Source organism: Catenuloplanes nepalensis (genome assembly GCF_030811575.1).
Lineage (GTDB): Bacteria > Actinomycetota > Actinomycetes > Mycobacteriales > Micromonosporaceae > Catenuloplanes > Catenuloplanes nepalensis.
The window spans coordinates 7,333,915-7,349,436 of record NZ_JAUSRA010000001.1; the positions used below are offsets into that span (position 1 = coordinate 7,333,915).

11 protein-coding genes and 2 pseudogenes are annotated in these 15,522 nt (G+C 70.9%); 4 read left to right on the plus strand and 9 right to left on the minus strand.

The genetic code is table 11. From position 1 onward, the window contains the following. Window positions 1-12: 12 nt before the first annotated feature. On the minus strand, window positions 13-1,101 hold the full coding sequence (locus J2S43_RS31565) for an adenosine deaminase (protein WP_306835244.1): 1,089 nt from the start codon (window positions 1,099-1,101) through the stop codon (window positions 13-15). 41 nt (window positions 1,102-1,142) lie between these two features. Here J2S43_RS31565 and J2S43_RS31570 point away from each other — a divergent pair, with 41 nt between their 5' ends. Next, on the plus strand, window positions 1,143-2,018 hold the full coding sequence (locus J2S43_RS31570) for a putative RNA methyltransferase (RefSeq protein WP_306835246.1): 876 nt from the start codon (window positions 1,143-1,145) through the stop codon (window positions 2,016-2,018). Here J2S43_RS31570 and J2S43_RS31575 read toward each other — a convergent pair. The 7 genes and pseudogenes from J2S43_RS31575 to J2S43_RS31605 all read right to left on the minus strand — a co-directional run bounded on the left by J2S43_RS31575 (window position 1,970) and on the right by J2S43_RS31605 (window position 10,123). After that, on the minus strand, window positions 1,970-2,665 hold the full coding sequence (locus J2S43_RS31575) for a DUF4272 domain-containing protein (protein WP_306835247.1): 696 nt from the start codon (window positions 2,663-2,665) through the stop codon (window positions 1,970-1,972). The two genes, J2S43_RS31570 and J2S43_RS31575, sit on opposite strands and share 49 nt — an antisense overlap. Window positions 2,666-2,761: 96 nt before the next feature. Beyond that, window positions 2,762-4,069 carry a thymidine phosphorylase gene (locus J2S43_RS31580; protein ID WP_306835248.1) on the minus strand — a complete coding sequence of 436 codons (1,308 nt, stop codon included), beginning with the start codon at window positions 4,067-4,069 and terminating at the stop codon, window positions 2,762-2,764. Next, window positions 4,066-4,767 carry a cytidine deaminase gene (locus J2S43_RS31585; RefSeq protein WP_306839571.1) on the minus strand — a complete coding sequence of 234 codons (702 nt, stop codon included), beginning with the start codon at window positions 4,765-4,767 and terminating at the stop codon, window positions 4,066-4,068. Before J2S43_RS31585 ends, J2S43_RS31580 begins: the two co-directional genes overlap by 4 nt. A gap of 123 nt (window positions 4,768-4,890) precedes the next feature. After that, window positions 4,891-6,146: pseudogene (locus J2S43_RS31590) on the minus strand (ABC transporter permease). Between the two features lie 2 nt (window positions 6,147-6,148). Then, window positions 6,149-7,363: an ABC transporter permease gene (locus J2S43_RS31595; protein WP_306835249.1), complete on the minus strand. Its 1,215-nt coding sequence runs from the start codon at window positions 7,361-7,363 to the stop codon at window positions 6,149-6,151. After that, window positions 7,360-8,874: an ABC transporter ATP-binding protein gene (locus J2S43_RS31600; RefSeq protein ID WP_306839573.1), complete on the minus strand. Its 1,515-nt coding sequence runs from the start codon at window positions 8,872-8,874 to the stop codon at window positions 7,360-7,362. Before J2S43_RS31600 ends, J2S43_RS31595 begins: the two co-directional genes overlap by 4 nt. 184 nt (window positions 8,875-9,058) lie before the next feature. After that, window positions 9,059-10,123 (minus strand): BMP family lipoprotein, encoded by a 1,065-nt coding sequence (locus J2S43_RS31605; protein ID WP_306839575.1) that lies wholly within the window; start codon window positions 10,121-10,123, stop codon window positions 9,059-9,061. Window positions 10,124-10,600: 477 nt separating this feature from the next. Here J2S43_RS31605 and J2S43_RS31610 point away from each other — a divergent pair, with 477 nt between their 5' ends. Together J2S43_RS31610 and J2S43_RS31615 are read left to right on the plus strand one after the other, a co-directional pair. Further along, window positions 10,601-11,299 (plus strand): DUF305 domain-containing protein, encoded by a 699-nt coding sequence (locus J2S43_RS31610; protein WP_306835250.1) that lies wholly within the window; start codon window positions 10,601-10,603, stop codon window positions 11,297-11,299. A 672-nt stretch (window positions 11,300-11,971) separates the two neighbouring features. Beyond that, the gene (locus J2S43_RS31615; protein WP_306835251.1) at window positions 11,972-12,274 is read left to right on the plus strand and encodes a CBU_0592 family membrane protein; all 303 of its coding nucleotides are present in this window, start codon (window positions 11,972-11,974) and stop codon (window positions 12,272-12,274) included. Between the two features lie 606 nt (window positions 12,275-12,880). Here J2S43_RS31615 and J2S43_RS31620 read toward each other — a convergent pair. Further along, a pseudogene (locus J2S43_RS31620) lies at window positions 12,881-14,251 on the minus strand (LVIVD repeat-containing protein); the annotation flags it as partial. A gap of 188 nt (window positions 14,252-14,439) precedes the next feature. On the opposite strand from J2S43_RS31620, the gene J2S43_RS31625 reads away from it, so the two are divergent. Further along, complete coding sequence (locus J2S43_RS31625; protein ID WP_306835252.1) at window positions 14,440-15,495, plus strand: LacI family DNA-binding transcriptional regulator; 1,056 nt, start codon at window positions 14,440-14,442, stop codon at window positions 15,493-15,495. The last annotated feature ends 27 nt before the right edge of the window (window positions 15,496-15,522 follow it).

The window sequence follows — 15,522 nt, forward strand, 5'->3', positions numbered from 1 at the left end:
GTAACCGATCTTTTACAGCGGCTGCTCGGAGATCAACTTTGAGTAGGCCGGCTTGATCACTTCGTTGATGATCGAGAGGCGCTCGTCGAACGGGACGAACGCGCTCTTCATGGCATTAATGGTGAACCACTGCATCTCCGCCCATCCGTAGCCGAACGCCTCGGAGAGCAACGCCATCTCGCGCGACATGGACGTCCCGCTCATCAGCCGGTTGTCCGTATTGACCGTCACCCGGAAACGAAGATCGCGCAGCAGCCCGATCGGGTGTTCCGCGATCGACGGCGCGGCGCCGGTCTGCACGTTCGACGACGGGCACAACTCCAGCGGAATGCGCTTGTCCCGCACGTACGACGCGAGGCGGCCCAGCACCGGCGCGGTCCCGCCGGTGATGTCGTCGACGATCCGCACGCCGTGACCCAGCCGGTCCGCGCCGCACCACTGGATCGCCTGCCAGATCGACGGCAGCCCGAACGCCTCGCCCGCGTGGATGGTGAAGTGGAAGTTCTCCCGCTGCAGGTACTCGAAGGCGTCCAGGTGGCGGGTGGGCGGGAAGCCGGCCTCCGCGCCCGCGATGTCGAAGCCGACCACGCCCGCGTCCCGGTGCCGGACCGCCAGCTCCGCGATCTCCTGCGAGCGTGCCGCGTGCCGCATCGCGGTGACCAGCGTGCCGACCCGGATCGTCCGGCCGGCCGCGGCCGCCTCCGCCGCGCCGTCCCGGAACCCGGCCAGCACGGCCTCCACCACGGCGTCCAGGCGCAGCCCACGCTCCAGGTGCTGCTCCGGCGCGTAGCGGACCTCGGCGTAGACCACGCCGTCGGCCGCGAGGTCGAGCGCGCACTCCCGGGCCACCCGGTGCAGGCCCTCCTCGGTCTGCATCACGGCCACGGTGTGCGCGAACGTCTCCAGGTAACGCTCCAGCGAACCGGAGTTCGCCGCGGTGACGAACCAGTCGCCGAGCGCGGCCGGGTCGGTCTCCGGCAGCGCGTGCCCGATGCCGTCCGCCAGTTCGACTATCGTTGCGGGCCGCAGACCGCCGTCGAGGTGGTCGTGGAGCAGGGCCTTGGGTGCTTTTACGATCTCGTCGTACGGGATTGCGACCATGGAGAGACATTAGTGCCTCCCGGAGAGGAAAACAGGTCGGATTGAACGCCTCCGTGCTCGCCCGGCTCCGCTGCCCCGTGTGCGCCGCCGTCTCGCTCAGCCAGGATGCACAAGCGCTGCGCTGCCCGGCCGGGCACAGCTTCGACGTGGCACGGCAGGGCTACGTCAACCTCACCACGGGCCGGACCCCGCACGTGGGCGACACCGCGGAGATGGTCGCGGCCCGGGAGGACTTCCTCGGCGCCGGGCACTACGACTTCGTGGTGGACGCGCTGGCCCGGGCCGCACGCACGGCGTACCCCGGCGCGGGTCTGATCGTGGACGCGGGCGCCGGGACCGGCCGGCACCTGGCCGGCGTGCTGGCGTGCCTGCCGGGAGCCGCGGGTCTGGCGCTGGACGTCTCCAAGCCGGCGCTGCGGCGCGCGGCCCGCCGGGTCCCGGCCGCGCTGGCCGACACCTGGCAGGGGCTGCCGCTCGCGGACGGCGCGGCCGGCCTGGTGCTGAACGTGTTCGCGCCGCGCAACGGCGCGGAGTTCCGGCGGGTGCTGCGCCCGGACGGCCGGCTGCTGGTGGTCACGCCGGAGCCGGACCACCTCGGCGAGCTGGTCGCCACGCTGGGCCTGCTGCGCGTCGACCCGGACAAGCCGGAGAAGATCGCCCGCAGCCTGGGCGGCCACTTCACCGAGATCGCGACGGAGACGGCCCGGCGCCCGCTGACCCTGACCGCGGCCGAGGTCGCCGCCGTGATCGGCATGGGCCCCAGCGCCTGGCACGCGCACGCGGACGCGGTCCGCGGCGCCACCGTGACCGCGGCGGTCCGGATCGGCACCTGGCAGCCGTCAGACCGGCAGATCCATCCTGGCAGCCGTCAGACCGACAGGTCGATCTCCTCCCAGCCGACCGGCGGCTCGTGGTAAGGCCCGCGGAACACGATCGCCCACTCCAGCGCCCACCGGCGCTGGCCGATCGCGTTCGCGTCTATCGCGCCCGGCGACGGCAGCCCGAGCCGTTCCGCCTCCAGGTACGCGTAGTCCAGGCAGTAGTAGAGGTCGAGCAGCGCCGCCGCCTCGACCGCGTCGCGCGGCGCGACCAGCGTGCGGGACCGCCACTGCCGGTACGTCTCACCGGCCGCGAGGTTCGGCAGCAGGCCCATCAGGCGGCCGTCCGGCGGCTCCATCGGGTCCAGGTGCTTGGTCAGGCCCAGCACCCAGGCCAGCGCGAAGACAGCGTCGTGGTGCAGCACGAACGATCGGTGGTCACCGCGGCCGCCCATCACGAACTGCCACTCCGGGCCGGTGACGCTCTCCACCAGGTGTGACCCGAGCAGCCAGCTCATCGCGGCGTCGGGCGGCATCCCGAAGCACCGGGCCAGCACGACGTGCAGGATCGCCGCGCGCGCCTCCACCTGGTCGGTGGGCCGCAGCTCCACCTCGTCGCCCGGCTCCCACACCAGCGGAAACCCGTCCGGCGGCACCGGAAGACGAAGACGGCGCAGCTCCTCGAGACTGGCCGCACGCACCGCCTGGGGGTCGGGAACGGCTAGGACCACAGCATCCTTCCCCATCGCGTCCTGCCCAGCGGGACCGCGGGTGCTCCCCCACCTGCGGCACAGAACGCCGGGACTGTCGACACAGCACCCCAATGCCCTCGGCCGGAAACCTTAGCTGCTCAGCGACGTCCGCACCATGGGCAGTCCGATCCGCTCAATGATGAGCGGTGTCCGCACGGCCGGCTGGTCCGCGATGACAATCGCATCGTGCGCCAGTCCGCGGGCCGCGTCGATCCGCGAGGGGGCGTCCGCGCGCAGCTCCAGCAGCGGCTGCCCGCGCTTCACGGCGTCGCCCGGCTTGACCTTCAGCATGATGCCGGCGCCCGCGCTGACCGCGTCCTCCTTGCGCGCGCGGCCGGCGCCGAGCCGCCACGCGGCCACCCCGATGTCGTACGCGTCCATCGTGCTCACGTAGCCGTTCGCCGCCGCGTACAGCGTCTCGGTCTCCGGCGCGACCGGCAGCGGCGCGTCCGGGTCGCCCCCCTGCGCGCGGATCATCTCCCGCCAGCGGTCCATCGCACGCCCGTCGGCCAGCGCGTCCGCCGGGTCCACATCGGTGCGGCCGGCCGCGGCCAGCATCTCCCGGGCCAGCGCCAGCGTCAGCTCGACCACGTCCGCCGGTCCGCCGCCGGCCAGCACCTCGACCGACTCCTCGACCTCGATCGCGTTGCCGACCGCGAGGCCGAGCGGCGTGGCCATGTCGGTGAGCACCGCGACCGTGTTCACCCCGTGCGCGCCGCCCAGCTCGACCATGGTGCGGGCCAGCTCGCGCGCGTCGTCCAGGTTCTTCATGAACGCGCCGGAGCCGACCTTCACGTCCAGTACCAGCGCGCCGGTGCCCTCGGCGATCTTCTTGCTCATGATGGAACTCGCGATCAGCGGGATCGCCTCGACCGTGCCGGTCACGTCACGCAGCGCGTAGAGCTTGCGGTCGGCCGGTGCCAGGCCGTCACCGGCCGCGCAGATCACCGCGCCCACGTCGCGCAACTGGGTGCGGAACTCCTCGTTGCCGAGCCGGGCCCGCCAGCCCGGGATCGACTCCAGCTTGTCCAGCGTGCCGCCGGTGTGGCCGAGGCCGCGGCCGGACAGCTGCGGCACCGCGACGCCGCACGCGGCCACCAGCGGTGTGAGCGGCAGTGTGATCTTGTCGCCGACGCCGCCGGTGGAGTGCTTGTCCGCGGTGGGCCGGCCGGCCGCGCTCAGGTCCAGCCGCTCGCCGCTGGCGATCATCGCGGCGGTCCAGCGGGCGATCTCCGGCCCGGTCATGCCGCGCAGCAGGATCGCCATGGCCAGCGCGGACATCTGCTCGTCCGCGACCACACCCCGGGTGTACGCGTCGATCACCCAGTCGATCTGCGCGTCACTCAGCGTGCCGCCGTCCCTCTTGGTCCTGATCACGTCGACCGCTGCGAAACTCATGCCGGAACCCCCTCGTTGAACGCCGCCGGCGGGTCGCCCTCGCCCGCCCACGACATGGCACCCTCCGCGTCCACCACGACCACCCGTGGCGTCCGCGCCCGGCCCCACCGCACACCCTCCTCGGTGTCCGGCCAGATCGGGCCCTCCTCCAGGATCCCGGCGCGCTCGGACTCCTCGGCGCCGCTGGAGCGGTCCCAGTAACCGGTCCAGACCTGCTTGCCGCCGTCCAGCTCCGGGTGGATGAAGACGGTGCCCTGGCCGATCCACTTGGACAGCCGCACCGGCACGCTCGGCGCCGGCGAACTGGTCACCACGGCCAGGTCGGCCGGGCCGAAGCCGTGCGGCATCAGCTCGGCCATCAGCAGCGGGCTCGGGTACGCCTCGATCAGGCAGTTCGGCCCGCCGTTCTCCCACAGCAGCTGGCGGCACCGGCCGCACGGCATGATCGGCTGACCGGTCGCGTCGACACAGGAGAGCGCCACGATCCGGCCACCGCCGCTGGCGTGCAGCTGGGACACCACGCCGCACTCGGCGCACAGCGCCACGCCGTAGCCCGCGTTCTCCACGTTGCAGCCGACGATCACCCGGCCGTCGTCGACCAGCGCGGCCGCGCCGACCGGGAAGCGTGAGTAGGGCGCGTACGCCCGCTGCATCACCTCGACGGCGGCGGCGCGCAGCTCGGCCCAGTCGATCTCCATAGTCACGCCCTCAATCCTGACCTATGCGCACGGATCCGGACGTCCATAACCCATGGACGCCCGGAACCCGTAACGTTAGTGCCTCTATCGCCATGAATGGCCGGGCTGCGGCGAGGCCCACGGCTAGCTCTTGACGTAGGGCTTACCGTCCGCGGCCGGCGCGCGCACCCGGCCGACCAGACCGGCCACCGCCACGATCGTCGCGATGTACGGCAGCATGTTCAGGAACTGGCTCGGCACCGGGCTGCCGATCGCGCTCAGATAGATCGCCAGCGTGTTCGCGAAACCGAAGAACAGCGCCGCGAGCAGCGCGCCCACCGGCCGGAAACCGCCGAAGATCAGCGCCGCCAGCGCGATGAAGCCGGCCCCGGCCGTCATGTTCTTGCCGAACGCGCCGGTCGACACGAGCGTGAAGAACGCACCGCCGAGTCCCGCCACCACGCCGCCGAGCAGCACGTTGAGGTACCGCGCACCCGGATGCCGACCGTGTCGGCCGCGGTCGGGTGCTCGCCGACCGCGCGGGTCCGCAGGCCCCACCGGGTCCGGGCCAGCCCGAAGTGCAGGACCGCGACTCCGATCAGCGCGATGTAGACCAGCGGGCTGGTGTCGAACAGCACCGGCCCGATCACCGGAATGTCGGCCAGCACCGGGATCCGCAGGTTCTGCATGCGCGGCGGCGTGTTGAACGCGGCCGCGTCGGTCTGCATCAGCCGCTCGTAGAGGAAGCCGGTCACGCCGAGCGCCAGCAGGTTCAGCACCGTGCCGATCACCACCTGGTCGACCAGGAACCGGATCGCCAGCACGGCCAGCAGCGCCGCGATCAGCACGCCGCCGGTGATCGCGCCGAGCACGCCCAGCCAGACGCTCGCGGTCATCGTGCCGATCAGCGCCGCGCCGAACGCGCCCATCAGCAGCTGACCCTCGATGCCGATGTTGACCACGCCGGTGCGCTCGCAGAGCACGCCGCAGAGCGCACCCAGGATCAGCGGTACGGCCAGGCCGAGCGAGCTGCTCGCGGTGCCGACCAGCGGCAGGAAGTTGCCGGCCACCTGCCAGCACAGGAACGACAGCACGAAGCCGAGCACGCCGGCTACCAGCAGCACGTTGGACCACCGCCGCGCCACGCCGGCCAGCAGGCCCGCGCCCGCGGCCACGGTGAGCGCGCCGAAGACGGCCGCGCCGACCTTGCCGTTGACGCTGAGCGCCGCGCCGGTGGCGTCCTCACCGAGCGTGAACCGGGCCGGCGCGGACTCGGCCAGCAGCGCGAACCCGGCCGCGGCGAGCAGGCCGATGACGCACAGTACGGCGCCGATGCGGCGCTCCCTCGTCCAGTACTTAGCGGGCGCCAGGTCGTCCACCGTGAGAAGGGTCGTGGACATGGTCACCAACCCTTCGCGATGCTGGTGGACAGCCGGGCGGCACGCGCGGCCCGGAGCCGGAAGATGGCCTTCACCAGGGCGGGCGCCGCGATGAAGATGACGATGAGCGCCTGCAGCACGGTGACCAGCTCCAGCGAGACGCTGGCATAGGACTGCATGCGGTTGCCGCCCGCGCGCAGCGCGCCGAACAGGATCGCGGCCCAGAGCACGCCCCACGGCTTGCCGCGGCCGAGCAGCGCGACCAGCAGGCCGTCGAAGCCGATGTTCGCGATCACCAGCGGGTTCAGCGCGTAACCGGTGCCGAGCACCTGGGTGGCGCCGCCGAGACCGGCCAGGCCGCCGGAGACGGTCATCAGCATCGCGTACGTCGCGGTGACGCTGATGCCGGCCGTCCGCGCCGCGTCCGGGTTCGCACCGACCGCGCGCAGCTCGAAGCCGAACGTCGAGCGGTTCAGCAGCCAGGACACGCCCCAGGTGGCGAACGCGGCCAGCACGATGCCGAGGTGCACGCGCTGGTCGCCGCCGAGCAGGCCGGGCAGGTGCGCGGAGGACTCGACCGGCTTGCTGATCGCGTCCTGCCGGTTCGGGTCGTGCACGCCGGGCTGCATGATGATCCAGCCCAGGAACAGCGCCGCGATGTAGTTCAGCATGATCGAGGTGATCACCTCGTGCGCGCCGAACCGGGCCTTCAGGATGCCCGGCAGGAAGCCCCAGAACGCGCCGCCGGCCGCGCCCGCGACCAGCGCGATCACCAGGTGCACGCCGATCGGCAGCGGGATCAGGAAGCCGGCCAGCGCGGCCGCGATGCAACCCATGATCGCCTGGCCCTGTGCGCCGATGTTGAACAGGCCGCCGCGGAACGCCAGCGTGACCGCGAGGCCGGTGAACACGATCGGCGCCGCGTAGGTGAGCGTCTCCGAGATCGGCCGCAGCGCGGTCGTCGCCGACGTGGCGTCCGGGTCGAAGATCGCGCCCTTGAACAGGTTCGCGTACGCCTCACTGACCAGCTCCCAGCTCGCGGTCAGCGCGTCCGCCGGCCGGGCCGTGAAGTAGCCGTAGGTGGCCAGCACGTCCGGGTCGGACAGGATGATCAGCACGGCGCCGATCAGCAGCGCCGCGATGATCGCCAGCACCGTGACGGTGACCGTGTTCGCCGACCAGATCGCCGTCACGATCCGCCCGGCGGTGAGCTCACGCCGGGACTCTTCCACCTTCATGCCGCGTCCTCTGTAACGCCGGCCATCAGCAGGCCGATCCTCTCCACCGGGGTGTCCGGGCCGACGATCGCCAGGATCCGGCCCCGGTACATGACCGCGATCCGGTCCGCGAGCCCGATGACCTCGTCCAGCTCGCTGGAGACCAGCAGCACGGCGGTACCGATGTCCCGCTCGTGCACGATCTGCGCGTGGATGAACTCGATCGAGCCGACGTCCACGCCGCGGGTCGGCTGGCAGGCGATGAAGAGCTTGAGCGGCCGGGACATCTCCCGGGCCACGATCACCTTCTGCTGGTTGCCGCCGGAGAGCGTGCCGACCGGCGCGTCCGCGGACGGCGTGCGGACGTCGAACTTCTCGATCCGCTCGGCCGCGTTCGCCGCGATCCGCTCCGGGTTCAGCACCATGCCCCGGGCGTACGGCGCCTGGTCGTAGACGTCCAGCACCAGGTTCTCCGCGACGGAGAACTCCTTGACCACACCGTCGGCGCTGCGGTCCTCCGGCACGTAGCCGACGCCGGCCCGCAGCACCTGCCGGGTGGTGCGGCCGGCCATCGGCGCACCGGCCAGCGTGACCGTGCCGCCCTCGATCTCGCGCAGGCCCATCAGGGCCTCGATCAGCTCGGTCTGGCCGTTGCCCTGCACGCCCGCGATGCCGAGCACCTCGCCGGCCCGCACGGTCAGGTCCACGCCGGCGACCTGCACGGTGCCGCGGTCGTCCCGGACGGTCAGCCCGGACACCTCCAGCACCGGCTCGCCCGGCGTGGCCGGCTCCTTCCGCACCTCGAGCACCACGTCACGGCCGACCATCAGCGCGGCCAGCTCGTCCTTGCTCGCCTCCGGGGACGCGGTGCCGACGGTCCGCCCGCGCCGGATCACGGTGATCCGGTCGGCGATCGCCTTCACCTCCTGGAGCTTGTGGGTGATGAAGACGATCGACTTGCCGGACTCCTTGAGCGTGCGCATGACCGCGAGGAGCTCCTCGGTCTCCTGCGGCGTGAGCACGGCGGTCGGCTCGTCCAGGATCAGCAGGTCCACGTTGCGGGTGAGCGCCTTGATGATCTCGACGCGCTGCTGCACCCCGACCGGCAGGTTCTCGACCAGCGCGTCCGGGTCGACACGCAACCCGTACCGCTCGGAAACGTCCTTGATCTCCCTGCGCGCCCGGCGCCGGTCCAGCCAGCCCAGCCGGCCGCCCCGGACGTGCTCGGCGCCGAGCATGACGTTCTCCGCGACGTCGAAGACCGGGACCAGCATGAAGTGCTGGTGCACCATGCCGATGCCGGCCGCGATCGCGTCGCGGGGGCCCTTGATCTGCACGGGCTTCCCGTCGACCACGATCTCGCCCTCGTCCGGCTGTAGCAGCCCGTAGAGCACGTTCATCAGCGTCGACTTGCCCGCGCCGTTCTCGCCCAGCAGGGCGTGAATCTCTCCCGGCTCCACCGTCAGGTCGATGTGGTCGTTGGCGACCAGGTCACCGAACCGCTTGGTGATGCCACGCAGTTCAAGCTTCAGGGCGGACCTCCTGGATCCGGCGCCTCGGCGGCTGGTGGCCGCTGGGGGGCGAGGCGGTGTTCGGGCCGGCGATGCTGCGGGACACCCGGCGCGCGGGTGCCCGGCGGCCCCGCCGGAGGGCACATCCGGTCCGGCCGCCGCACGGATCTCCGCGCGGCGGCCGGGAACTACGGCTATCAGATCATCACTTGGGCGCGGCGGCCGACTCGACCTTGATCGTGCCGGCGATGACGTCCGCCTTGAGCTTCTCGATCTCCGCCTTCAGCTCGGCCGGGACCTTGCTGTCGAACTCGTGGTAGGCGCCCAGCGAGACGCCACCGTTCTCCAGCGTGCCCTTGTAGCCGACGGCCGCGTCCAGCTTCTCGCCCTTCGAGCCCTTCAGCGCCGCGTCCTTCACGCCGCCGGAGACGCTCTTGACGACCGTGCTCAGGAACGCGGAGCAGTACTGCGCCGCGACCTCGCAGCCGTCCGAGTCGACCCAGATCACGCTGTACTTGCCGCCGGACTCGGTGGCCGCGGCCGCGGTGCCCAGCCCGGTGCCGCCGGCGACCGGCAGGATCACGTCCGCGCCCTGGCCGACGAACGTGTCGGAGATCGCCTTGCCCTTGGCCTGGCTGGTGAAGTCGTCCGCGAACGTGCCCTTCTGGGTGGCCTTGTCCCAGCCGAGCACCTTGACGGACTTGCCCTTGACCTCGTTGTACTTCGCGACGCCGTCGACGAAGCCGTCCATGAAGATGGTCACCGGCGGGATGTTCATGCCGCCGTAGGTCGCCACCGTGCCGGACTTCGAGTAGCCCGCGGCCAGGTAACCGGCCAGGTACGACGCCTGCGCGGTGTCGAACTGCAGCGGGTAGACGTTCGCCGCGTCCGCGATGGCCGAGTCGACGATCGCGAACTGCGAGTCCGGGTTCGCCGCGGCGATCTTCGCTGTGGCGTCCGTCATCAGGCCGCCGACCGCGAGGATCAGGCTGCACTTCTGGGCTGCGAAGTCGGTCAGGTTCGGCTCGTAGTCCGCGATCGCGTTGGACGCGGTGAACTTCGTGCTGATGTTGCCGGCCTCGGCCTTGGCGGCCTCCAGGCCGGCCCAGGCGGACGCGTTGAACGACTTGTCGTCGATGCCACCGGTGTCGGTGACCATGCAGGTGCTGTAGGCGGGGGCGTCGCCACCACCGGCGGCGTTCTCCTCCGGAGCCTCGCCACACGCGGAGAGGGCGAGCCCGGAGGCCGCCAGCACCGCAAGAATCTGAATCCCACGCGCAGCGCGCAAGAGGGTCTCCTTCCAAGCTCCGCACACCGCACCACGGGCGGTGAATCCCACGAGACGGAGAGCGTACGCTGCCGCAGGTCACGGGTTAGACAACCGTGCACGACCTGTTGGAGCACCGTTACCCGCACGTAACTCTCCTGATCAACATTGCACCGCCGATCCGGGGCTCCGTGGGTGAATTCGCCACATGTCGCCCGGATACCTCCGGCCCGCCGTGACACAACAGTGACCGAACACCTCCCGGCCACCGTGAAAGATTTACCAACCGGAAACGCGACAACTCTTCAAGATCAAATTCCCCCGAGGGTACGGACGACGCCTCCCATCCGGCTCCCGCACTTCCCCGCCGCACCGCCGAGGATCTTTCAACTATGCGGAATCGATCACTACCGGTCAGTGCGCGGCGACGGATAGGATCGGGTGGATACGACGGCAGGCCGACCACCCCGGGGAGTCCTCATGCGACCGACGGACCGGCGGGTCCTCATCGGTGCCGGAGCGATCACGGCACTGGCGATCGCGGTCACCGGCATCACGTTCGCGTCCACATCGGACGATGACGGCCCCCGCGCCGCCCCGGCCGCGTCCAGCGCCGCCCCCGCGCCGCAGCGCTCGGCCATCCAGCCCGGCCGCCCAGGCGAGTCCGCCCAGGTCGTCCTGCCCACGCCACCTCCGCCCGGCGCCGAGGCACCCGGCGCCACCGACCCGTGGAACCAGGCCGACGCCGACTTCCTGCGCAAGATGATCCCGCACCACCAGCAGGCCCTGGAGATCGCCGCCCTGGCCCCCGGGCGGGCCGTCAACCCGCAGCTCGCCGCACTGGCCGAGCGCGTCTCGGACACCCAGGCGCTGGAGCTCGGCTCATTCCGCGGCTGGCTGCGCCAGCACCGCCTCGGCGAGGACCTCCCCGGCTACGATCACGCCACGATGCCCGGCATGCAGAGCACGGAGCGAATGGCCGAGCTGGCCGCCCTGTCCGGCGACGAGTTCGACCGCCGCTTCGTCGAGATGATGACGGACCACCACGCCGGCGCGATCACCATGGCCAACGAGGCCCTCCGCGGCGGCGAGAACACCTGGGTCCTGCAGACCGCCACCTCCGTCGCCCACGAACAGGGCGTCGAGATCGACCGAATGGCCGCCATCATCATCGGCTGACCCCAGCCCTCCAGCGCCCATTTCGAGGCGATTCGCGCAGGTATGCAGAGCGAACACGCACGACCACGCCGCCCGCCGCCGCGGCTTTGCTCTGCTTACCCGCACGAAACCGGCCGAACAGCACACGACACCACCGCCTGCCGCCCCGGCCTTGCTCTGCTTACCCGCACGAAACCGGCCGAACAGCACACGACACCACCGCCTGCCGCCCCGGCCTTGCTCTGCTTACCCGCACGAAACCGGCCGAACAGCACACGACACCACCGCCTGCCGCCCCGGCCTTGCTCTGCTTACCCGCACGAAACCGGCCGAACAGCACACGACACCACCGCCTGCCGCCCCGGCCTTGCTCTGCTTACCCGCACGAAACCGGCCGAACAGCACACGACACCACCGCCTGCCGCCCCGGCCTTGCTCTGCTTACCCGCACGAAACCGGCCGAACAGCACACGACACCACCGCCTGCCGCCCCGGTTTGCTCTGCTTACCTGCATCAATCGACCAAAATGCACACGGCGGGGCGGTCGGACGGGTGTCCGCTTCAGGGCGTTTCATGCAGGTAAGCAGAGCAAAGCGGGCGCGAGTGTGGTGCCACCGGTCGCGGCCGGGCCCACCGTTCGCTCGCGAACGTCAGGCTTCCGCGTCGGCGTGCCGACCGCGAGCATCGAGGCCATGACCAATGCGATCATCTCGATTCTCGGCTGGGCCGGTGCCGGTGTGTTGCTGCTGGCGTACGCGCTGGTCTCCACGAAACGGCTGACCGGCGACGGCTGGCGGTTCCAGGTGCTGAACCTGGCCGGTGGCCTCGCGCTCGCCGTCAACTCCGCGTTCTTCGGCGCCTGGCCGTCCGCCGTGCTGAACATCGTCTGGGTCGCCATCGGCGCGGTCACCATCGCCCGGATCGCCGCCGCCTCCCGCCGCCCGGTCACCGAGACGTCGCCGCCGGCCGCCGAGGCAGTGCGGCCCACGCCGTGAGGCAGTGCGGCCCACGCCGTGAGGCAGTGCGGCCCACGCCGTGAGGCAGTGCGGCCCACGCCGTGAGGCAGTGCGGCCCACGCCGTGAGGCAGTGCGCCCACGCCCTGAGACGGCGTCGGCCGCCGCGACGGCGAACGGGCCCGCCCCCGGCTGGGAGCGGGCCCGTCACGGCGTTGCGGCTACAGCGTGAAGCACTGGCCCTTCTCGCGGTGGTCGACGGTGTTCTTCACACCGTCGTTGACCGGAGCGACCTTGTTGTACTCACACTCGAGGCTGCCGCCGATCGTGTTGCCGGAGATGACGACCGCGCCCGAGGTGTCGTGCACGTCCAGGTCACCGGAGATCCGGTTGCCCGCCACGTACACCGAGGCCAGCTCGTCGGCCCAGACGTCGCCGGCGATGCTGCTGTCCAGCAGCGAGAACGTGCCGCCGCCGGTGACCCGCACGTCGCCGGCCACGGTCGCGTCGTACGCCAGCAGCGTGGCGCCCTTCGAGATCTCCACCTTGCCGCGGATCGTGCCGCCGTCGACGCAGGTCACCCCGCGCTTGACGGAGACGCCGCGGGACGCGTCGCGCAGCACCGTGTCACAGGCCGGGTACTGCGGCTGCGTCTGGACGTTCAGCTCGCTGAACCGGACGGCCCGGGCACTGTTCGTGATCGGGTCGTCGAGCTTCAGCACGTCGAAGCCCTTCGCGATGTCGTTCGAGTAGATCAGGCCGTTGTAGTAGTACGCCGACCACGATCCACCGGTGGTGGTCTGCGTGGTGCTCAGCGGGCCGCGCTCCCAGTAGCCGAGCTCGACCGGGTTGGCCGAGTCGGTGAAGTCCCAGACCGAGACGCCGCCCTGGTACCACGCCTGGACCAGGATGTCCCGGCCGAACGCCGGGATGATCGACCCGTTGTGCGCCACGCAGTTCTCGTTCCACGCGTTCTCACGCGGGATCTTGAAGTAGCTCTTGAACTCCAGCTTCCCGCCGGTCAGGTCGTAGATCGCGTCCGCACCGCGGTTCGGCCCGATCTCCGGGTTGCAGGTGGCGAGCCCGCCGCCGCCCAGCTCGTCGGTGAAGACCACCTTCGTGCCGGCGTTGTTGAACGAGGCGGAGTGCCAGAACGCGAAGTTCGTCAGGTCCCGCACGCGCTCGGTGACCACCGGCGCCTCCGGGTTCGAGATGTCCAGCAGGATGCCGTCACCCATGCAGGCACCCGCCGCGATCTTCTTCGCCGGGTACGCCGTGATGTCGTGGCAGCCGGTCGTCGAGGAGCTGCCGTTGCCGCCCGGGTTACCGCCGTCCGGGAACAGGTTCGGCGCGGAGATCACCGCGGCGTCGGTCGGCTTGCTCAGCGGCACCTTGATGATCGAGATGGCGTCGTGCGGCGGCAGGCAGTCCGGGTACGTCGAGGACGGCGAGTACGACGAGACGTACAGGTAGGCGTCCTTCTTGCCCGGGATCAGCGTGTGCGTGTGCGACCCGCAGCTGGTCTCGACCGACTTGATGTACTTCGGCGCGGCCTTGTCGGTGATGTCGAAGATCTTGATGCCCTCCCACGCGTTCTTGTCCGACGCCGGGAGAGCCGTGCTGTTGCACGAGTCGTCGCTGCGGGACGAGTCGGTGGAGAGGAACAGCAGGTTGCCGAGGACGGAGATGTCGTTCTGCGCACCCACGCAGAGCACCTCGCTGACGACCGCCGGCGCCGTCGGGACGCTGATGTCGTAGACGACGAAACCGTTGTAGTTGCCGGAGAACGCGTACTTCCCCTGGAATGCCAGGTCGGAGTTCAGCTGGCTGAACGCGGCCGACTTCGGCACGTTGGCGAGCTGGGTGAGGTTGTCGCTGTGCACGATCTCGTCGACGCCGGGGATCTCCGCCGCGTAGGCGGCGGTGGGTGCCGAGGCCACGACCACGAGCGTGGCGGCGGTCGCGGCTAACCCGGCGAAACTGAGCCTGCGTAACCCTCGTGGGGTGTGGCTGGTCATACACACTGCCCTTCGATCAGGACGGCGCGGCTGCCGTTCCTGGACATCGAAGCATTTACACTCCACAAATACCAGCCTGTTGTGAGCTTACCGCCACTCTGCGTTCGGTATGCAACAGGAACGTCACACTGGACGGACCGCTGAGCCGCCGGTCAACCCATATCCGCAGGCCCCGGACCGGCCCGGCGATGGGTTACTGTTCTCGAATGCGCGCACGTCTGTCGGACATCGCCCAGCAGGCGCAGGTCAGCGAGGCGACGGTGTCCCGCGTCCTGAACGACCGCCCGGGCGTCGCCGGCGACACGCGGCAGGCCGTGCTCACCGCGCTCGACGTGCTGGGTTACGAGCGCCCGGCACGCCTGCGCAAGCGCAGCGCCGGGCTGGTCGGCCTGATCGTGCCCGAGCTGAACAACCCGATCTTCCCGGCGTTCGCGCAGGAGATCGAGTCGAGTCTGTCCCAGACCGGCTACACGCCGGTCCTGTGCACCCAGACGCCCGGCGGCGTCACCGAGGACGAGTACGTGGAGATGCTGCTGGACCGCCAGGTCTCCGGCATCGTCTTCGTTTCCGGCCTGCACGCGGACACCACGGCCGACCTGGAGCGGTACCGGCGACTCACCACCCGGCCGCTGCCGATCGTGCTGATCAACGGCTACACCGCGGACGTGGACGCGCCGTTCATCTCCTGCGACGACCGGGACGCCGCCGAGCTGGCCGTCGCGCATCTGGTCGCGCTCGGCCACCGGCGGATCGGCTTCATCTCCGGCCCGGACCGGTTCACACCGGTGCGACGCAAGCTCGAGGGCTACCGCGCGGCCATGACCCGGCTGACCGGCACGCCCGGGCCGGACCTGGACCCGCTGATCTCGCTGTCGCTGCTGTTCGGCGTGGAGGGCGGCGACGCGGCCACCACGCGGCTGCTGGACGCGGGCGTCACCGCCATCATCTCCGGCTCGGACCTGATGGCGCTGGGTGCGGTGCGGGCCGGCCGGCGGCGCGGGCTCTCCGTACCCGGTGATCTGTCCGTGGTGGGTTTCGACGACTCACCGCTGACCGCGTTCACCGACCCGCCGCTGACCACGCTGCGCCAGCCCGTGGCTCCGATGGCGGTGGCCGCGGTGCGCGCGCTGGTCGACGAGATCAACGGGCACGCGGCACCGCGCTCCGAGTACGTCTTCCGCCCCGAACTCGTGGTGCGCGGCTCCACCGCGGTCGCCCGCACCACACTCGCCGTGACCGGCTGAAACCACGATCGAGTGTCGCCAGGCGGG